The organism is Devosia sp. Root436 (assembly GCF_001426345.1).
Taxonomy (GTDB): Bacteria; Pseudomonadota; Alphaproteobacteria; order Rhizobiales; family Devosiaceae; genus Devosia.
In genome coordinates this window covers 350,245-367,477 of the sequence record NZ_LMEM01000009.1, presented here as the reverse complement: position 1 = coordinate 367,477, position 17,233 = coordinate 350,245, and the positions used below count along the sequence as shown (strand labels likewise).

The 17,233-nt window shown below is 64.8% G+C and carries 19 protein-coding genes; 8 read left to right on the top strand and 11 right to left on the bottom strand.

Annotated elements, in window-relative coordinates:
* Positions 1–24 precede the first annotated feature (24 nt).
* Positions 25–297 carry a DUF2277 domain-containing protein gene (locus ASD04_RS06785; RefSeq protein ID WP_056235970.1) on the top strand — a complete coding sequence of 91 codons (273 nt, stop codon included), beginning with the start codon at positions 25–27 and terminating at the stop codon, positions 295–297.
* Between the two features lie 2 nt (positions 298–299).
* Here ASD04_RS06785 and clpS read toward each other — a convergent pair whose 3' ends face one another.
* Positions 300–605, bottom strand: a complete 306-nt coding sequence (clpS, locus tag ASD04_RS06780) for an ATP-dependent Clp protease adapter ClpS (protein WP_056254432.1) — start codon at positions 603–605, stop codon at positions 300–302.
* 93 nt (positions 606–698) lie between these two features.
* Here clpS and ASD04_RS19100 point away from each other — a divergent pair, with 93 nt between their 5' ends.
* Together ASD04_RS19100 and ASD04_RS06775 are read left to right on the top strand one after the other, a co-directional pair.
* Positions 699–872: a DUF1328 family protein gene (locus ASD04_RS19100; RefSeq protein WP_082531041.1), complete on the top strand. Its 174-nt coding sequence runs from the start codon at positions 699–701 to the stop codon at positions 870–872.
* Positions 873–902: 30 nt separating this feature from the next.
* Positions 903–1,739 (top strand): aldo/keto reductase, encoded by an 837-nt coding sequence (locus tag ASD04_RS06775; protein WP_056254429.1) that lies wholly within the window; start codon positions 903–905, stop codon positions 1,737–1,739.
* 3 nt (positions 1,740–1,742) lie between these two features.
* Here the strand turns inward: ASD04_RS06775 and ASD04_RS06770 are convergent, their stop codons facing one another.
* On the bottom strand, positions 1,743–2,210 hold the full coding sequence (locus ASD04_RS06770) for a GNAT family N-acetyltransferase (protein WP_056254425.1): 468 nt from the start codon (positions 2,208–2,210) through the stop codon (positions 1,743–1,745).
* A 14-nt stretch (positions 2,211–2,224) separates the two neighbouring features.
* Positions 2,225–2,587, bottom strand: coding sequence for a helix-turn-helix transcriptional regulator (locus ASD04_RS06765; RefSeq protein WP_056254421.1), 363 nt, complete (start codon positions 2,585–2,587; stop codon positions 2,225–2,227).
* Positions 2,588–2,700: 113 nt separating this feature from the next.
* Between ASD04_RS06765 and ASD04_RS06760 the strand changes: the two genes are divergently transcribed.
* Positions 2,701–3,882 (top strand): MFS transporter, encoded by a 1,182-nt coding sequence (locus ASD04_RS06760; protein ID WP_056254418.1) that lies wholly within the window; start codon positions 2,701–2,703, stop codon positions 3,880–3,882.
* Here ASD04_RS06760 and ASD04_RS06755 read toward each other — a convergent pair.
* The 4 genes from ASD04_RS06755 to ASD04_RS06740 all read right to left on the bottom strand — a co-directional run bounded on the left by ASD04_RS06755 (position 3,879) and on the right by ASD04_RS06740 (position 9,252).
* Entirely contained in the window at positions 3,879–5,411 is a 1,533-nt protein-coding gene (locus tag ASD04_RS06755; RefSeq protein ID WP_056254416.1) for a hypothetical protein, read from the bottom strand. The two genes, ASD04_RS06760 and ASD04_RS06755, sit on opposite strands and share 4 nt — an antisense overlap.
* On the bottom strand, positions 5,408–6,142 hold the full coding sequence (locus ASD04_RS06750) for an ABC transporter ATP-binding protein (protein ID WP_056254413.1): 735 nt from the start codon (positions 6,140–6,142) through the stop codon (positions 5,408–5,410). The genes ASD04_RS06755 and ASD04_RS06750 overlap by 4 nt, the downstream gene beginning before the upstream one ends.
* Positions 6,143–6,232: 90 nt before the next feature.
* The gene (locus ASD04_RS06745) at positions 6,233–7,210 is read right to left on the bottom strand and encodes a hypothetical protein (protein WP_056255461.1); all 978 of its coding nucleotides are present in this window, start codon (positions 7,208–7,210) and stop codon (positions 6,233–6,235) included.
* 65 nt (positions 7,211–7,275) lie between these two features.
* Positions 7,276–9,252, bottom strand: a complete 1,977-nt coding sequence (locus ASD04_RS06740) for a bifunctional 2',3'-cyclic-nucleotide 2'-phosphodiesterase/3'-nucleotidase (RefSeq protein WP_056254410.1) — start codon at positions 9,250–9,252, stop codon at positions 7,276–7,278.
* A 671-nt stretch (positions 9,253–9,923) separates the two neighbouring features.
* Here ASD04_RS06740 and ASD04_RS06735 point away from each other — a divergent pair.
* Complete coding sequence (locus ASD04_RS06735) at positions 9,924–10,856, top strand: neutral zinc metallopeptidase (protein WP_056254406.1); 933 nt, start codon at positions 9,924–9,926, stop codon at positions 10,854–10,856.
* Positions 10,857–10,894: 38 nt separating this feature from the next.
* Here the strand turns inward: ASD04_RS06735 and carA are convergent, their stop codons facing one another.
* Positions 10,895–12,100 (bottom strand): glutamine-hydrolyzing carbamoyl-phosphate synthase small subunit, encoded by a 1,206-nt coding sequence (carA, locus tag ASD04_RS06730; RefSeq protein ID WP_056254400.1) that lies wholly within the window; start codon positions 12,098–12,100, stop codon positions 10,895–10,897.
* A gap of 136 nt (positions 12,101–12,236) precedes the next feature.
* Here carA and ASD04_RS06725 point away from each other — a divergent pair, with 136 nt between their 5' ends.
* Positions 12,237–12,689, top strand: a complete 453-nt coding sequence (locus ASD04_RS06725) for a GatB/YqeY domain-containing protein (protein WP_056254397.1) — start codon at positions 12,237–12,239, stop codon at positions 12,687–12,689.
* On the opposite strand, the gene ASD04_RS06720 is transcribed toward ASD04_RS06725, so the two are convergent.
* Positions 12,686–13,831, bottom strand: a complete 1,146-nt coding sequence (locus ASD04_RS06720; RefSeq protein WP_056254396.1) for a GGDEF domain-containing protein — start codon at positions 13,829–13,831, stop codon at positions 12,686–12,688. The genes ASD04_RS06725 and ASD04_RS06720 overlap by 4 nt on opposite strands.
* 242 nt (positions 13,832–14,073) lie before the next feature.
* Here ASD04_RS06720 and ASD04_RS06715 point away from each other — a divergent pair, with 242 nt between their 5' ends.
* A complete protein-coding gene (locus tag ASD04_RS06715; protein ID WP_056254392.1) occupies positions 14,074–14,637 on the top strand; it encodes a DUF308 domain-containing protein in 564 nt (187 codons plus the stop codon).
* Between the two features lie 25 nt (positions 14,638–14,662).
* Here ASD04_RS06715 and ASD04_RS06710 read toward each other — a convergent pair whose 3' ends face one another.
* Together ASD04_RS06710 and ASD04_RS06705 are read right to left on the bottom strand one after the other, a co-directional pair.
* Entirely contained in the window at positions 14,663–14,872 is a 210-nt protein-coding gene (locus tag ASD04_RS06710; RefSeq protein ID WP_056254389.1) for a hypothetical protein, read from the bottom strand.
* Entirely contained in the window at positions 14,869–15,162 is a 294-nt protein-coding gene (locus ASD04_RS06705; RefSeq protein WP_056254386.1) for a hypothetical protein, read from the bottom strand. Before ASD04_RS06705 ends, ASD04_RS06710 begins: the two co-directional genes overlap by 4 nt.
* A gap of 107 nt (positions 15,163–15,269) precedes the next feature.
* On the opposite strand from ASD04_RS06705, the gene dnaG reads away from it, so the two are divergent.
* Positions 15,270–17,204, top strand: coding sequence for a DNA primase (gene dnaG / locus ASD04_RS06700; protein ID WP_056254383.1), 1,935 nt, complete (start codon positions 15,270–15,272; stop codon positions 17,202–17,204).
* Positions 17,205–17,233 lie beyond the last annotated feature (29 nt).

Sequence of the window (17,233 nt, the reverse complement as noted above, 5' to 3'; positions counted from 1 at the left end):
CGCCGAAGTCCGGAGTAAAGCCCCATGTGCCGCAACATCAAGCCATTGTTCAATTTCGAGCCGCCCGCCACGCGCAACGAGATGCACGACGCGGCCTTGCAATTCGTGCGCAAGATTTCCGGCTACAGCGCGCCATCCAAGGTCAACGAAGCCGCGTTTCACGAGGCGGTGGAGGATATCGAAAAGGTCGTGCGCAAGCTGCTCAAGTCGATGGAAACCAATGCGCCGCCCAAGGATCGGGAGGTCGAAGCCGCCAAGCACCGGGAGCGGTCGAAGCTGCGCTTCGGCACGGCCTGAGCCTATTCCTCCGGCTCGGTGCTGAACAGCAGCGGATAGCCGTGCTGGCGGGCGGAGTCGGTGGCGCGCGTGGCCTTTTCCTCGGCCACCTCCCTGGTGAACACCGCCACGACACAGGCGCCCTTGGTATGTGCGGTCAGCATGATGATGCCGGCCTGCGCCTCGGGCACGCGGAATTCGGCCTTGAGCAACCGCACCACGAATTCGCGCGGGGTGAAGTCGTCATTGAGCAGGATAACCTTGTGCAGCGGCGGTCGCGCTGGCTTCAGCACGGTTTCGGTACGGTTCTTGATATTGGTGTCGGCCATTGCGGCCTCCGGGGCGAATGGATCAATCGGCGACGGGAACGGGCCATGCCGCCATGCGTTAGGGAAGCAAAATCACGCGGCCAGGGTCAAGTCATGCTTCAACTGCTCATCATACTCGTAATCGTCGCCCTGGTGGCCGGTGGTCTGGGCTTTACCGGCATCGCTGCTGGTGCCGCCACGCTGGCCAAGATCATTTTCGCCATCATGCTTATCGGCATCGCATTGCTCCTCATCCTCGCCTTCATGGGCATCGCCATACTGGTTTAGCTGCCGCCCTTCACCTGACAGGATATCGAGATGGCCACTATTCCAGACATTGCACTCAATGACGGCAAGACCATTCCCCAGCTCGGCTTTGGCGTGTGGCAGGTGGATAATGACAAGGTAACAAAGGTGGTGGCGACCGCCATCGAAGCTGGTTACCGGGCCATCGACACGGCGCAGGGCTACGACAATGAAGCGGGCGTCGGCAAGGCCATTGCCGCCAGCGAGGTGCCGCGCGAAGACCTGTTCATCACCTCCAAGCTTCGTACGGGCGATCAGGGCTATGATGCGACGCTCAAGTCCTTCATGGGCTCGCTCGAGCGGCTGGGCCTCGATTATCTCGACCTGTTCCTCATCCACTGGCCGGTGCCGGCGCATGATCGGTATTCGGATACCTGGAAGGCTTTCGTGCAGTTGCAGCGAGATGGGCGCATCCGCTCCATCGGCGTCTCCAATTTTCTGCCCGAGCATATCGAACGCATCATCGGCGACAGCGGTGTGCCGCCGGCCGTCAACCAGATCGAAGTTCACCCCGAATTCCAGCAGCGCGACGTGCGGGAATTCCATGCCCGACACGACATTGCCATCGAGAGCTACAGCCCGCTGGGCAGCGGCGCAGTGCTCGACAACGACACCATTGCCAGAATTGCGAGCAAGCATGGCAAGATGCCGGCGCAGGTCATCATTCGCTGGCACTTGCAGCAGGGGCTGATCGTCATCCCCAAATCCGTCCACGCCGATCGCATCAAGGCCAATCTTGACGTCTTCGGCTTCGAGTTGGATGGCGATGACATGGCCACCATCGCCGGTCTCGACCGCCCCGACGGCAAGACGGGCAGCGATCCGGCGACCAATAACAGCCTGTGGTGAACGCTAGAGCCGCAGCTTGAAGCCGTCGTGGCTCTTGGTGAAGCCCAGCTTCTCGTAGAAGCGATGCGCATCGAGGCGGAGCTTGTTCGACGTCAGTTGCACCAGCCCGCACCCGGCCTCGCGGCAGCGCTCGATGGCCCAGGTCACCATTTCGGTGCCGAGGCCGCTGCCGCGCTGGTCGGCACGGATATGCACGTTTTCCAGCAGGCCCCGCTTCATGCCGAAATTGGGCATGCCGGGGATGAAGCTGATCTGGATAGTACCGACAATCTCGCCATTGCGCTCGGCCACGATGAGGCGATGGTTGGGATCGGCGGCGATCTCGTCGAAAGCTGCGCGGTAGCGCGGGTCGGTCAGGGTCGCCGGATCGAGCGGCGGCGTATCCTTGCCGCGCGCATCGCCGGCGTAGCTGAGACCGACAATCGTGGCGATGTCGGCGGGAACCGCGTCCCGGAAAGTCAGTTCCGTCATGATCGGCCTCCTGGTCAGGCCTGCACGGCCTCGTGCAATTGCCGGAGTGTGATGTCAACCAGTGGCAGGTCGATGGCGCTGGCGATCACCGTATCGAGAAAACCGGGAAAGCGGGCGTCCAGATCGTCGCGGCGCAGGGTGACGCGGCGCTTGGTGCCCTCGGGTCGCACATTGACGACGCCGGCTTCGCGGAGCTTGGCCACATGATAGGTAAGGTTGGTCTTGGAGGTGAGGCCCCCCAACTGGCCGCAGACCAGCCCGTTCATCGCATCGCATCGGGCCAGGCAGCCGATAATGGCCAGCCGCGTTTCGTCGCCAAGGGCGGCGAGCACATTGGGCAGGGCGATCTGGTCGGCGTCGGGATGCGGCAGGGACATGGCTGATATCTAGCCGTTTTGGCCGGTTAGTTCAATAAGTGTTGGACTAGCGCATTGACACATCCGCGTGCGAGGTTCAATTGTTCAATGAATTTTGAACAAGGACCATTCCCATGGATATCCGTCTCCTCTGGCTGGCGGTGGGCACTTTCGCCATCGGCGTCGAAAGCTTCGCCATTTCGAGCCTGCTGCCTGACATTGCCGCTTCGACTGGCGTCACGCTCACCCAGGCCGGCTATCTCGTCATCGCCTTCGCGCTGGCCAATGCCTTCGGTTCGCCGATTCTCGCCGCGCTTACCGGCACGGCCGACCGGCGCCGTATCCTGACCATCACCGCCCTGCTGTTTGCCGCGGGCGCGGTCTGGGCCGGCTTCTCGCAAGGCTATGCCGACCTGATGGCTGCGCGAATCCTGATGGCCTTCTCGGCCGGCCTCTATACGGCAACCGCACAGGCCACCGGCGTCGCCATTTCCTCGGTCGATCATCGCGCCCGCGCCATCTCCGTCATCGTCGGCGGCACCACCATGGCCGTGGCCTTCGGCGCGCCGCTGGGCGCATTGGTGGCCGGGCTGGTGAGCTGGCGCGGCAGCTATTTCATGGTCGCCGGCTTCGGCGTCATTGCCGCGGCGTCGATCTGGATCATGTTGCCGTCGGGCCTGCGCGGCTCGTCGCTGACGCTGCGCCAGCGCATCGCGGCGGTGGCTCTGCCGGGCGTGCCCGGCGCGCTGCTGACGACGCTGCTCAACCTGGCCGGGGCCTTCACCGTCATCATCTATCTGGCGGTGGTCACAACCGGGTCCATCGGCCTGCCGCGCGAACTGGTGCCGGCAGTGCTGCTGGCCTTCGGCATCGGCGCCGCCTTCGGCAATGCCGCGGGTGGCCAACTGGCCGACCGCATCGGCGCGCGCTCCACCGTCATCGGCGCCATCGTGCTCAATGGCATCATGCTGGTGGCGATCTCGCTGGCGGCACATTTGCCGGCAGGCCTCATGGCGCCCGGCTTCTTCGCCTTGATCGTCCTGTGGGGCGCCACCGGCTGGGCCTTTCCGCCGGCCCAGTCGAGCTATCTGCTGAGCCTTTCGCCGGGCAACGCCCCGCTGGTGCTGTCGCTCAATGCCTCGGCTCTCTATCTCGGCATTGCGGGCGGCTCGCTGATCGCGGGGCTGGTGCTGCAATATGGTACGCCCAGCGATCTCGGCTGGGTCGGCGCATTGTTCCCGGCCTTGTCGCTGCTGGGCATCGGCCTCTCGGCCGTGCTGCGCCAGCCGGAGCCGAGCATGGCCCGGATGGGCTAGCGGTGGCGCGGGCTGATCAGCCGGGCCAGTCCGACCACCACGATCGCCACCATGGCTGGCCCGATGGCCAGCCATGATCCGGCCGCCAGCAGGGCCCCGGTGCCGGCCCACATGATCGAGGCAAAGGCCTCGCTCAATGTTGCGGCGCGCGAGGCCACCTGGCGGCGGCGGAACATCGAGCGCTTGGCGACGACGCGGAACCACAGCTGGATGGCGGTTGCCGATCCGGCGGACAGGGCGGCGCAGATGGCGGTGATCAGCGCCATGCGCGGCGACGAGATCGCCATCAGCACCAGCAGCGGCGCCAGCACGACGGCGATAACGGTGAGCACCGCCTCGATCTTGGCGATGAGCACGGTGCGCGGTGAAACTGGCGCGGTGACCACCAGGTCATGGGCGTCCTCGCCCGAAATAGCCAGCCAGGCGAGGCCGCCGGCAAGCTGGCCAGACGCCATCACCAGCACCGGCACCACCACGACGAACGCCCCGGCATCGTGGCCGAAATTCATCCACAGCAGCAAAGCCGGCGGCACCAGGTAGAGCATCTGCATCAGCGTCTGCGACAGCAGCCAGGGATCGCGCTGCAGCAGCCGCCATTCCTTGAGCCGCAGCATCTGGCGCTGCGAGGCCGGGCGGAAGGCGCGGGCCGATGGCCGGCGCCGGCTGGCAATGTGGTTGAGCCCGGCTGCCGAGATAGCCAGCTGCCCATAGCTCGATGCTGAGACGGCAATGGCCAGCGCCAGCGCGCCGAGACCGATGGCGAGCATCGCCGCCGAAGCCATGCCGTCGCCCATAACGGCGCGGGCCGGCAGCCAGAGCAGGCTGCCGATATCGGGCGCGGCGGCCACCAGGTCGGCCGACTGGAACAGGGCAAAGCGGTTCATGTTGCCGTAATGCAGGATCGCCGCCGCCTGGATGCCGATGACGAAACCGGCGCCGACAATGCCGGCGACGATCTGCGCGATCAGCCGCGTGCGCTTGGGGCCGACAAGACGGAACAGTGCGATGGTGATGGTCAGCGCAATGGCTGTGGACAGGGCGCCGAGCGCCACCACGACGCCATAAGCCGCGAGCCATTGCGGCCCGTCGACAATGGCCAGCATGTTGATCAGCGGACTGGCCAGCAGGCCCGTCAGCGCCATGGTCGACAGGGCCACCGCACCGGTGCGGATAGCGAATAGCCGGCGCGACGAAGCGGGCGAGGAGAGGATCAGGTCGAGATCGGAACGGGCGTAATAGACCCGCGTTACCGATTCCAGCGCCTGCGACAGCATCACCGTCCAGAACAGCAACCCGCTGCCGCTCAGCAGCACCAGCGTTGCCTTGTCCGGCACGATGCCATGCGCCACCCAGGGCGCCACGAGACCGAAGGCCATCAGATGCAGCAGGGCCGCGACCCCGGCGAGGAAGATGGCCAGCCCGATGCCACGGGCACGCCGGCCGGCGGTCATCATGGCGGCGAATTCGCGCCAGGCCAGGGTCAGCTCGTGACGGGCAAACCAGGCCAGCGAGGCGGGCGCTGCGCTCATGCGGCGTCTGCCACCAGGTCGAGGAAGATGTCTTCGAGGCTGGATTCCCGTCCCATGCGGGTGCGCAAATCGGCCAGCGTGCCCTCGGCGATCAGCCGCCCCTGGTTGATGACGCCGATGCGCTCGGCCATGCGCTCGGCGACTTCGAGAATATGGGTGGTCATGATGACCGTGACGCCATCGCGCACCTTGCCCAGCAGCACATCCTTGACCTGCCGTGCCGAGCCGGCGTCGAGCCCGGTCAGCGGTTCGTCGAGGATGATGAGGCGTGGGTCATGCACCAGGGCGCCGGCCAAAGCCACTTTCTGCAGCATGCCCTTGGAGAAGCCGCCGCACAGCTCGTTGGCATGCGGCCTGAGGCCCAGCCAGTCGATCAGTTCATTGGCCTTGGCCTCGGCCGTGGAGGCGTCGATCTGCCAGAGGCCGGCGACGAATTCGAGATATTCCAGCGGCGTCAGCCGGTCATAGACCATGGGTTCATCCGATACCCAGGCGGTCACGCGCTTGGCGGCGACGGGGTCGCGCCGCGCATCGATGCCGAAGATGGCGATGTCGCCCGCATCGGGCTGCAACAGTCCCGCCACCATGCGCAATATGGTGGTCTTGCCGGCGCCATTGGGGCCGAGCAGGGCGTAGAACTCGCCGGCCCTGATGGTGAGATCGAAATCGGCCACCACCGGCCGGTCGAAACTCTTGGCCAGGCTGGCAATGGCGAGGGCAGGGACGGTCATGGCGTCGCTCCGGCGGAAACCGGGTGAGCCTATGCCGCAGGCCTTTCCCGCCCGTGAATCGGCAGCGTTAAGATTTCGGTCATTCCGCCTTCAGCGCAGCCCTGCCGGATCGACCATGCCGGATTTGCAGCCGCCCGCGGTCGGGCTGGCGGCGGCGATCAGGGTGGCGAAATCCTCGGGGCCGGTAATGTCGCCGGTGAGGCCGATCGTCAGTTCGGTGATGATGGTGCGGTTGCCATCGGGGGCACAGTCCATCGTCACGCGCTCGCCCGCGCCCGGTCCGAAGGCGTCGTCAAAGGCCTGCCGCAGCTGGGCCAGGGTAATCCTGCGGCCGATATTGCCGGCAAACAGTTCGGCCACATCAGAGGTGTTGAGCGCCAGCATCAGGTCCAGCGCATCGGCATAATATTCCTCCGCCGGGGTGCCGTAGCAGGTGCCGTGCTTGGTCCATTCGTGCCGGTCCAGCCCCGATTGCGTGCCGGGCATGGCTTGGTCGAGATCGCGCCGCAGGCCGGGGCTCAGGCGCAGTTCCGGCAGGTCGTGCCAGTCGCCGTCCTCGCTGGCCAGGCGCTGGCGGGCCGGCACGTTGCAATAGTCATTGTCGCGCGGCTGCGGCCACAGGCCATGCAGGGTGAAGTTGGTCGCCTCGAAACTGTCGGATCGCTGGTTGCGGCATTCCGGCTTGCCCGGCGCGGTCTCGCAAAAGGCCGGCTGCCAGTTGACGGCGAGGATATATTGCGTGCCCCGATAGGCAGGCGCCGGCGCAGCCGCCGGCGCGGCGATCCGGTCTTGGCCATCGGTGGTGCCGCAATCGACGGCGACCCAGCGCCGCTCCGGCTCGGCGCCGGGTATGGTGATCCAGTAATGGCTGGGCGCGACCTTGTTGCCCGCCAGGAGTTCATAACCCGTGCCGGGCTCGGTCGTCACCGCGCCCGGATTGGTCTGGCGGTTGATGGACTGGTAGGCGGGACAGGCCGCAGTAGCGGTAAAGGTGCCACTGAGCGGCACTTCGGCGCGCGCTGGCAGAGCCAGCATCAGCAGCAAGAGGCCCGCCAGTATGTGCCGCATGGTCATCCCTCAAAAAGCAACGGGGGAGCCGTAACGGCTCCCCCGCCAGATTGCCAGCACTGCGCTCAGAGCGTGATGCGATAGAGGCCGAAGCCGTCGGCGTCGGTTTCGCCGGTGGCTTCGATCGAGACGGCGGTCACGTCGGCCACGTGCTCGGCCGCCTTGGGGCCGGTGGCAAAGATCACCGTGGTATCGCCGATCGGAGCCAGCGACCAGTTGCTGTCGGCCGACGGGTTGATGGTGCCGTTCTCGACGATGAACCGCACGATCAGGTCGCGATTGGTGTCGGGACCCTTGAAGATGATGTGGTCGGCGCCGGTGCCGGGGAACGAACCGCCGCCACCGGCGCGGTAGTTGTTGGAGGCGATGACGAATTTGGCCGCCGGGTCGATCGGGGCGCCGTTGAACTGCAGATCCACGATGCGATTGGCGTCCGGGTTGATGGTCTCCTTGCCATCGCTGGAATATTTCGACGGCTGGGTGAGGTCTATTCTGTAGGTGACCCCGTCGATCACGTCGAAATTGTAGGACGGGAAGTCCAGGTTGATCAGCGGCGCATCCTGGGCGCCCTTCTCGACCTGGTTGAAGATGCCGGCCGAGCGCTCCAGCCAGTCCTTGACCTCGGCGCCGGTCACGACCAGGGCCTGGATCGTGTTGGGGTAGAGGTAGAGATCGGCCACGTTCTTGATCGCGACCGGGCCCACCGGCACATCGGTATAATAGTCCGGGCCGCCGCGACCGCCGGCCTTGAAGGGCGCTGCCGCCGAGAGGATCGGCAGGCTTTCCCATTCGGTGCCCTTCATCATCTGGGCGATGTACCAGGTCTGCGCCTGGCTCACGATCTGCACCGACGGATCGTCGGCGACGAGCGCGAAGTAGGAATGCAGCGGGGCCGAGGTTTCGCCCACGGCGCGGCGCACATATTCCAGCGTCTCGTCATGGTCGGCCTGCGCAGCCTCGGCCACTTCGGCCTCGTTCCCGACCAGGGCGTTCACCTTGCCGTCGACGCGCTCGAAGATCGGGCGGGCTTCGGATGTATGCGACACCACGGTCCACTTGCCGTCGGCATCCTGCTCCAGCAGCAGGTCGATGAGGCCCATATGCGAGCCCCAGAAACCGGCCATCACGGCAGGCTTGCCGCTCAGCGTACCGGCGGCGGTATCGGCGCCTTCGACGCCCTCGAAGTCCGGGCCGGGGAAGACCAGGTGCAGGTGGCCGGTCAGGACCACGTCAATGCCCTCCACCGCCGCAAGTTGCAGCGAGGCATTTTCGGCGCCCGTGGTCTGGTCGGCGGCGATGCCGGAATGGGAGAGGGCGACGATCAGTTCGGCGCCTTCTTCCTTCATCTTCGGCACATAGGCCTTGGCGGTCTCGACGATGTCGCGGGTGTTGACCTTGCCGACGAGATGCGTCGCGTCCCAGGTCATGATCTGCGGTGGCAGGAAGCCGATCAGGCCGATCTTGATCGTTCTGGTTCCGCCCGAGCCATCCGCCAGTTGCTTTTCGACAATCAGGTAGGGCTCGATATAGGTGTCGTCGCTGAGCGGGTCGGCCGCCAGTTCGCCGCGCACCAGGTTGGCCGAAACGAAGGGGAAGGTGGCGCCTGACAGCGCCGTGTCGAGATAATCGAGGCCATAGTTGAATTCGTGATTGCCCAGCGTCGCGGCCTCGTAGCCCAGCGTATTCATGGCGGCGATGATGGGGTGGATATTGTCTTCCAGGCCCTTTTCATAGGCGATGTAGTCGCCCATCGGGTTGCCCTGGATGATGTCGCCATTGTCGATCAGCATCGAATTGCCGGCCTCGGCGCGGATGGCTTCGATGATCGAGGCGGTGCGCGCCAGACCCATCGTCTCGTTGGGGGCGTCGGCATAATAGTCATAGGGGAAGACGGCGACGTGCAGGTCGGTCGTTTCCATGATGCGCAGATGCGCTTGGTTGGCCTGGGCCAGCGCGGCGAAAGGGTGCATGGCGGCCATGGCCCCCACGCTCGCGGAGCCCGCGAGGAAAGTCCGTCGAGAAATCTTTGGCAGGAAATTCATGTGTGTCTCCCTGAAGCGTTCATTGGCTGAACTGGTCCCGGGGGCGCCGCGCTCCCGGAGATTGGGCCCCTGGCCCCGCGTGACGCGCCTAAAGCGCGCGCATGCTCTTGCCGCCGATAGGTGACGGTGGAATGACGGCGGCGGTATGAAGCTATGGAATTTTGACCGAGTGGTCAATTTATGACAGTTGGATGACAACTCGTTGTCAGTGGGCATGAACCCGCCCACCCCGATGTCATCTTCGGGTCAGGCCCAGGGATGACGATCGGTGAAAGTGGCACCTCGCCACCCCACCCTCGGTGTCATCCCGGCCTTGAGCCGGGATCCATCTCGAGATCGCGCCATGGCCGCAAGGTGGATCGGGGTATTCACCAAGCGCAAACTTATCCATCTTATCCCCCTCGCCAGAACCGGCTTCGCTGCCGCGCAGGTTCGAGTAGCGGCCGCTCCCTTCGAGCGTTTGGGACGCGCGATCACCGTCTACTGCTCCAAAAACCGGCACCCCGAGACGGTTTCCGTCTCACTCTTAAATTACTCAGGGGCGTCAGCCGTCTCGGGGTCCGCCCATCCATGACAACCGCATCGCAGGCGGCGCTTTCGCATGGCTATCGGAACCGATTGCATCGGCCCGGCTTGTTGCTAGGCTGGGGTATCCATCGGAGAAAATCACCATGAAGTGGCGTGGGCGCGAGCAGAGTTCCAACATCGAGGATCGGCGCGGTCAGACCGGTGGCGGTCTGGGCGGGCTGGGCGGAAGCCCGTTCGGCCGGGGCGGCGGTGGCATCCGTATTCCCTCGGGCGGCGGGTCGCGCGGCGGCATTGGCGGCCTGATCGGCATTGTGGTGGTGCTGGGCATCATCTGGGCCGTTACCGGCACCAACCCCATCGATATTCTCACTGGCGGATCGAGTACCGGCAGCAGTCCATCGGCGAGTTCATCGAGCCAGCTTCCCACCAGCGGCGAACAGGCCGAGCTGCGCGATTTCGTCGGCGTGGTGGTCAAGGAAACCGAGGATTTGTGGACCGAAGTGTTCCAGGCCTCCGACCAGGACTATCCCGAGCCGACCGTGGTGCTGTTCTCCAATTCGGTGAACACCGCCTGCGGCGCCGCCGATTCCAGCACCGGACCGTTCTATTGTCCCGGCGATCAGAAGGTCTATATCGACCTCGCTTTTTACGATCAGTTGCGTGAGCAGTTCGGCGCGCCGGGCGATTTCGCCCAGGCCTATGTGCTGGCGCATGAAGTGGGCCACCACATCCAGAACATTACCGGCGTGCTGCCCGAGTTCAACCAGCGCCGGCAGTCGATGAGCCAGGAACAGGCCAATGCCTATTCGGTGCGGGTCGAGCTGCAGGCCGATTGCTATGCCGGCGTCTGGGCCAATTATGCCGGGCAGGAAGACCTGCTCGACAATGGCGATATCGAGGAAGCGCTGAACGCCGCCAACCAGATCGGCGACGACACCCTGCAGAAGCGCATGCAGGGCTTCGCCGTGCCCAAGACCTTCAACCACGGCACGTCGGCGCAGCGCAAGACCTGGTTCGAGCGCGGCTACACCTCGGGCAATCCGGGCGATTGCGACACGTTCTCGGGGAATGTGTGAGGTTGGGTCAGGCCCTCTTCACCTCCCCCGAAGGGAGCTCATGCTGCGGCGACGGGGTGTTCGGGCAGCTCTGCCATGCCCTTCTGCTTGCGGACGTGGTTGAGGAATCGCGTGAACAGATAATGGCTGTCGCGCGGGCCGGGGCTGGCCTCGGGGTGATACTGCACCGAGAAGATCGGCTTGCCATCGACGCTGAGACCGGCATTGGACTGGTCGAACAGCGAGATATGGGTCTCGGTGACGCCGGCGGGCAGGCTCGCCTTGTCCACGGCAAAGCCATGGTTCATCGAGGTGATCTCCACCTTGCCGGTGGTCAGGTCCTTGACCGGGTGATTGGCGCCGTGATGGCCCTGGTGCATCTTGGACGTGGTGCCGCCCAGGGCAAGGCCGAGCAACTGGTGGCCAAGGCAGATGCCGAAGACCGGCTTGCCGGTTTCCATCAGCTTCTGGATGGTGGGCACGGCATATTTGCCGGTCGCGGCCGGATCGCCGGGGCCGTTGGAGAGGAAAATACCGTCGGGATTGTGCGACAGCACATCGGCGGCCGTGGCCGTTGCCGGCACGACCGTTACCTTGGCGCCCTGGTCGGCGAGGCAGCGCAGGATATTGCGCTTGGCGCCATAGTCGATGGCGACAATGTGAAAGTCGGCATTCTCGAGCTTGCCATAGCCCTTGTTCCACTCCCAGCCGGTCTGGTCCCAGTGATAGGTCTGGGCGGTGGTGACTTCCTTGGCGAGGTCGAGGCCTTCAAGGCCCGGAAAGGCCTTGAGCTCGGCAGCGATCGAGGCTTCGTCGAACAGGCCGGTTGGTTCGTGCGCGATCACGCCGTTGGGCATGCCATGTTCGCGGATCTGGGCGGTCAGGGCGCGGGTATCGATGCCGGCAATGCCGACGATGTTGCGCTTCTTGAGCCAGGCATCGAGCTTTTCGGCGGCGCGATAGTTGGACGGATTGGTGATGTCGGCCTTGAGCACGACGCCCCGGACACCGGAAAGCGCGGCCATGTTGACCGTCTCGATATCCTCGTCATTGGTGCCGACATTGCCGATATGGGGGAAGGTGAAGGTGACGATCTGGCCCGCATAGGAGGGGTCGGTGAGCACCTCCTGATAGCCGGTCATGGCGGTGTTGAAGCACACTTCGCCGGCCGCGTGGCCGACCGCTCCGATGCCGCGGCCTTCCAGGCGCGTACCATCTGCAAGGATCAGAAGGGCGGTCGCGGGGGATTGCTGCCAGCCGGTCACGGTGGGCCTCCAGGTTCATCTCGATGTCGGTTGAGGCCTCGTATTAGAAGCCCGCAAGCAGCAGCGCAAGTGGCGCGGCCGCCTTATTGTGCCTATATGGGGCCAACAAATCGGAAAGCCAAGAGGACGAAAACCCATGCGCGAACAGTTCAGCGAGGGGCTCAAAACGGCGCTCAAGGCCCGCGACATCAGGCGTACGGCGACGCTGCGGGCCATCACCGCCGCGATCAAGGACAAGGATATCGCCATCCGCACCGAGAATCGCGGGCCGGCGACCAACGAGGAAATCCTCGCCATCGTGCAGAAGATGGTCAAGCAGCGCGAAGAGAGCTTTGCCATCTTTGCGCAGGCCGGCCGCGCCGACCTCGCCACGGTGGAAAAGGAAGAGATCGACATCCTCAACGAGTTCCTGCCCAAGGGGCTGACCGAGGACGAGGTCGAGGCGGCCATCAAGGCGGCGATCGTGGCGACCGGGGCGGAAGGCGCCAAGGACATGGGCAAGGTGATCGCCCAGCTCAAGCTCGACTATCCGGGCCGGATCGACTTCGGCAAGGCGAGCGGCAAGGTGCGGGCGGCGCTGGCCGGCTAGGCGATGAGTCGCAGCGGGGCCGCGGTAACGCGGTTGCGGCCGCTGTCCTTGGCCCGGTAGAGCGCGGCATCGGCGCGGTTCAGAACCGACGAGAAGGATTCATCGACACCGCCGGTTGCTACGCCGACGCTGACGGTGGCGCGGACGCTCTCGGAAACCAGCCGTATCGTGGCCTGTTCGAAATCGGCGCGGATGCGCTCGGCGATGGCCTTTGCGCGGTCCACCGCCATGGGCTGCAGCACTGCGCAGAACTCCTCGCCGCCGATGCGGGCCATGCAATCGTCGTCCCGCAGGTTCTGCCGCAGGATATGGGCAAAATGCTGGATCACGGCGTCGCCGGCCGCATGGCCCTGGCGGTCGTTGATCTGCTTGAAATGGTCGATATCGAACATCAGGACGGCCGTGCCGACCGGCAGTTCGGCCTTGCCGAAGCGGTCGAACAAGGCGCGGCGGTTGAGCAGGCCGGTCAGCGAGTCGGTTTGGGCCTCCAACCGGTGGCGCCTGGTGGCGCGGGACTGGTTGAGCGTCAGCGACAGGGCGCCGATGCCGGTCAGGCCGACAATGGCCATGATGGAGTTGAACTGCTCGGCCCAGTTGTTCGGCGGCGTGGTCAGCACCAGGCGGCCCTCGACCGCCAGCAGCGCGGCGCAGGCGAGGAACGACACGCCGGTCAGCACGAACAGGAACGCCCCCGAAACCAGCGGCAGGGGCGCCTCGGCGCGGCCGGCCCAATACTGGTATCCCGCAAGGATCATATAGGTCGCGCAGGAGAGATTGAGCGCAATCGTGCCGATGCCGGACAGGCCGAACAGGAAGGGCAGGCTGGTTGCCAGCATGGTCGCCACCCAGAGCAGGGCCGCCGTCAACCGGCTTACGCTGCCGGTGCGGAACTGGCAGGTGCCGACATGGATGAGCGCCATGCCCGAAATCAGCGCCACGAACGGGCCAAGCTGTACCCAAAGATCATAGCGGCCATTGCGCAGCCCCAGCGCGGCCAGGGCAAAGACGACGAAGGCCAGGCCGATAGCCCAGGAGATGAGGTAGCCATCGCGGCGGGCGTTCAGCCAGCTCAGCACCAATGTCAGCATCAGCGCGCCGCTCGAGAACGCGATGGCTATCATCAATGTGGCGTTGTCGATCATCGAAGGGTTCCGCGCGCGCTTGCTGTCCGCCAATATGGTGCGGCATACAGAAAGAAAAATTGGTGCGTGGCCATAGAGACCGGACTTGGTCACCAAATCGTTAGTTTCGACAAGCATTTGGCGGGGTCACTCGACCGCTTCTGGTATGGCAGAAGCGGTGCGCCGCTATGCGGCTTGGCACCGTGGCTGGCTGCGTTAAACTGTTGCAGGGACAAGGTGGCGAGTCCGCAATGGAGGCGAGGATGACGGTTTCGGCTGAAACGAAGAGGCGGTTTGCTCTGGCGACGGCCTTGCGTGGCGCATTGATGCTGCTGGCGGGGCTCTACGCCATCATCTGGCCGACCCAGGCGCTGACGGTGCTGGTGCTGGCCGGTGGCATCCTGCTGGTGATCGATGGGGCGCTGGGCCTGTGGAGCCTGACCTTCGGCGGCGGCAAGAGTGGCAATTACTGGTTCGACGTGGTGGCGAACGCGCTGTCGCTGATCCTGGGCATCCTGATCCTGATCAGCCCGCTGCTGGCGACGATCCTCACCGTGACCTTCATGGCGAGCCTGGTGGGCATCGCGGCCTTGATTGTCGGCATCATGCAGATCGTGGTGATCACGCGGGAGCGCGAGCATTATGCCCGCATCTGGCCGGTGGTGCTGTCGGGCGTGTCCTATATCCTGCTCGGGCTGGTCTTCCTGTTCTTCCCGCTGCTCAGCGCCTCGCTGGGCGTCATCGTCGGTGGCGTGCTGCTGGTGATCTTTGCCTTCGGCCTGTTCGGCTGGGCCTGGCGGCTCTATCAGCGTAGCAAGGCGGCTTAGCAGCGGTTCATGTTTATTGCCGCCGCTATCGAAGGAGGCTGGTGGCCAGTCTGTCGCGCGTATGGGTGAGCAGGCCGCGATAGGCTTCCTTGTTGTAGACTAGGAGCGAGCGGCCGCTCCAAAGGTCCGCCAGCTTGTCGTCGCTGGCGCCGCTTTCCAGCACCAGGGTAAGAAAATCGTGCAGCGTTGCGCGATCTATCGGGTCTGTCAGATATTGCAGAGCGTTGTCGATCAACTCACCCATGTCCAGGCGTGAGACCGCCGCGACTCGATTGCCCTTAGATCGAAATAGTAGAAACCTGGATGGCTTTGCTGCCCGCTTTGCGCGACGTCGAGGCGTGTCCACTGCCCGCCCGTCGGCCGTCCCGCCGGCTCGCGCGGCTGATTGGGATCGTAGCCCGCCTTGAGGGCAGACCGAAGCCGGTTCATGGCCAGGGTCAGGCGGGTTTCAATCGCCGCGGCCCGCAGGATCGCTATCGCCCGCTTCATCTCGCCGGAAAGCGCATCCGCGCCATAGTCGCCCATCACGTCCGTTCTTCTGACCCCGCTTCGTTCTCCACCAATATTCGGGGACGGGGATAAGTCGGCGGCGGCAGGGTGACTCCGGGGCGGGCAGCGCTTACTTAGGGGGCATGCGCTTTTCCGATCAGTTCCTCGACGAAATCCGTCAGCGCCTGCCGATTACGCAGGTGGTGGGCGAGCATGTCATCTGGGACAAGCGCAAGAGCCAGCCGGGCAAGGGCGACATGTGGGCCTGCTGCCCGTTCCATGGCGAGAAAAGCCCGAGCTTTCATGCCGATGACCGGCGCGGCATCTATCATTGCTTCGGCTGCGGCGTTTCGGGCGACCACTTTCGGTTCCTCACCGAAAAGGCCGGGATGAGTTTTCCCGAGGCGGTGGAAAAGCTCGCCGGAATGGCGGGCGTGCCGATGCCGGCGCGCGACGAGCGCCAGGAGAAGCGCGAGGCCGAGCGCAAGAGCCTGATCGACGTCATGGAACTGGCGACGAAATATTTCGAGGCGGCGCTGAGCCACAATATCGGAGCGCGGGCGCGCGGGTACCTCTTGGAGCGCGGCGTTTCGGCTCAGAGCCAGACCCGTTTCCGCATCGGCTTTGCGCCGGATAGCCGCAATGGGCTCAAGGAGCATCTGGCGAGCAATGGTGTCTCGGCGCAGGATATGATCGATACCGGGCTGGTGGCGACCCGCGAGGACGATCCGCTGACCTATGACCGGTTCCGCAACCGCGTGATGTTTCCGATCATGGATTTTCGCGGGCGGGTCATCGCCTTTGGCGGCCGGGCCATGTCCGCCGATGTGCCGGCCAAGTATCTCAATTCGCCGGAGACCGAGCTCTTCAGCAAGCGGCGGACGCTCTATAATGGGCAGACCGCAAGGCAGGCGGCTCGGGAAGGCAGCACCGTCGTCGTGGTGGAAGGCTATCTCGACGTGATCGCGGCAGTGACGGCGGGTTTTGAGGGCACCGTGGCGCCGCTGGGCACGGCGCTGACCGAGGAGCATCTGCAGATGCTGTGGCAGATGACCCCGGACCCAGTGCTGTGCTTTGACGGCGACAAGGCAGGCCTCAAGGCGGCCGAGCGGGCGGCGGACCTGGTCATGCCCCATCTCAAGCCTGGCTTTACCGTGCGCATCGCCACCCTGCCGGAGGGGCAGGACCCCGACGACCTGATCAAGGCACAGGGCCGGGGCGCCTTTGCCGATGTGCTCGACCGCGCGCGCTCGCTGTCGGACGTGATCTGGAGCATGGAGACGGGCGGGCTGGTGCCAGAAACGCCGGAGGCCCGCGCTGCCCTGCAGGCGCGGCTGCGCGAGCGAGCCAATTCCATCCAGGACGGCTCGGTGCGGTTCCACTATGCGCAGGCGTTCGACGAGAAGCTGCGGGCCTTCTTTGCGCCGATACGGCAGAACCGCTTCGAGCCGCGCAGCGGGCAGCAGCGCTATGGCCAGAGCGGCGCCTACGGCTATCCGAAGGGCGGCACGCCGCGGCTGGTCGTATCGGACACACTGCGCAATTCGCGGCTGCTCAAGCCGGGTTCGGTGGTCGAGGCGACACCGCGCGAGGCGGCGATCATATTGAGCCTCGTCAACCATCCGGCGCTGGTCGAGGACAAGTTCGAGGCGCTGGCGGCGCTCGATTTCGAAACGACGACCGCGCAAAAAGTGATGAGCGAAATCCTGAGCCTCGTAGTGCGCCACCACGACATCTCGGCCGATGACCTCAAGGCGGCGCTGGGGGTGCGCGGACATGGGCCCGCACTGGACAAGATGAGCGATGTGCTGGCCCGCCAGGGCGTATGGCAGACGGCCTCGGAGATCGCCCTGGTCGACGCTCAGACCGGATTGAGTCACGCGCTGGCCTTGCATAACAAGAAAGTTCAGCTAAATAGAGAACTCAAGGCAGCCGAAGCGGCGCTGGGCGAAGACCCGAGCGAAGAAACCTTTGAAAGGCTGCGGGACATCAAGAACCAGATTACCACTGTCGATGGCACAGAGGCATTGATCGAAGGATTTGGTTCGTTATCGGGACGCGCGACACGCAGCTTTTAGAGGATGCCTCTGGAAGCCCGCGAGTACGC

What these genes read in the sequence shown, in the direction of transcription:
- ASD04_RS06785 (WP_056235970.1), top strand. Translation starts at nt 25, where the DNA reads ATGTGCCGCAACATCAAGCCATTGTTCAATTTCGAGCCGCCCGCCACG.
- clpS (WP_056254432.1), bottom strand. Translation starts at nt 605, where the DNA reads ATGGCCGACACCAATATCAAGAACCGTACCGAAACCGTGCTGAAGCCA.
- ASD04_RS19100 (WP_082531041.1), top strand. Translation starts at nt 699, where the DNA reads ATGCTTCAACTGCTCATCATACTCGTAATCGTCGCCCTGGTGGCCGGT.
- ASD04_RS06775 (WP_056254429.1), top strand. Translation starts at nt 903, where the DNA reads ATGGCCACTATTCCAGACATTGCACTCAATGACGGCAAGACCATTCCC.
- ASD04_RS06770 (WP_056254425.1), bottom strand. Translation starts at nt 2,210, where the DNA reads ATGACGGAACTGACTTTCCGGGACGCGGTTCCCGCCGACATCGCCACG.
- ASD04_RS06765 (WP_056254421.1), bottom strand. Translation starts at nt 2,587, where the DNA reads ATGTCCCTGCCGCATCCCGACGCCGACCAGATCGCCCTGCCCAATGTG.
- ASD04_RS06760 (WP_056254418.1), top strand. Translation starts at nt 2,701, where the DNA reads ATGGATATCCGTCTCCTCTGGCTGGCGGTGGGCACTTTCGCCATCGGC.
- ASD04_RS06755 (WP_056254416.1), bottom strand. Translation starts at nt 5,411, where the DNA reads ATGAGCGCAGCGCCCGCCTCGCTGGCCTGGTTTGCCCGTCACGAGCTG.
- ASD04_RS06750 (WP_056254413.1), bottom strand. Translation starts at nt 6,142, where the DNA reads ATGACCGTCCCTGCCCTCGCCATTGCCAGCCTGGCCAAGAGTTTCGAC.
- ASD04_RS06745 (WP_056255461.1), bottom strand. Translation starts at nt 7,210, where the DNA reads ATGCGGCACATACTGGCGGGCCTCTTGCTGCTGATGCTGGCTCTGCCA.
- ASD04_RS06740 (WP_056254410.1), bottom strand. Translation starts at nt 9,252, where the DNA reads ATGAATTTCCTGCCAAAGATTTCTCGACGGACTTTCCTCGCGGGCTCC.
- ASD04_RS06735 (WP_056254406.1), top strand. Translation starts at nt 9,924, where the DNA reads ATGAAGTGGCGTGGGCGCGAGCAGAGTTCCAACATCGAGGATCGGCGC.
- ASD04_RS06725 (WP_056254397.1), top strand. Translation starts at nt 12,237, where the DNA reads ATGCGCGAACAGTTCAGCGAGGGGCTCAAAACGGCGCTCAAGGCCCGC.
- ASD04_RS06720 (WP_056254396.1), bottom strand. Translation starts at nt 13,831, where the DNA reads ATGATCGACAACGCCACATTGATGATAGCCATCGCGTTCTCGAGCGGC.
- ASD04_RS06715 (WP_056254392.1), top strand. Translation starts at nt 14,074, where the DNA reads ATGACGGTTTCGGCTGAAACGAAGAGGCGGTTTGCTCTGGCGACGGCC.
- ASD04_RS06705 (WP_056254386.1), bottom strand. Translation starts at nt 15,162, where the DNA reads ATGGGCGACTATGGCGCGGATGCGCTTTCCGGCGAGATGAAGCGGGCG.
- dnaG (WP_056254383.1), top strand. Translation starts at nt 15,270, where the DNA reads ATGCGCTTTTCCGATCAGTTCCTCGACGAAATCCGTCAGCGCCTGCCG.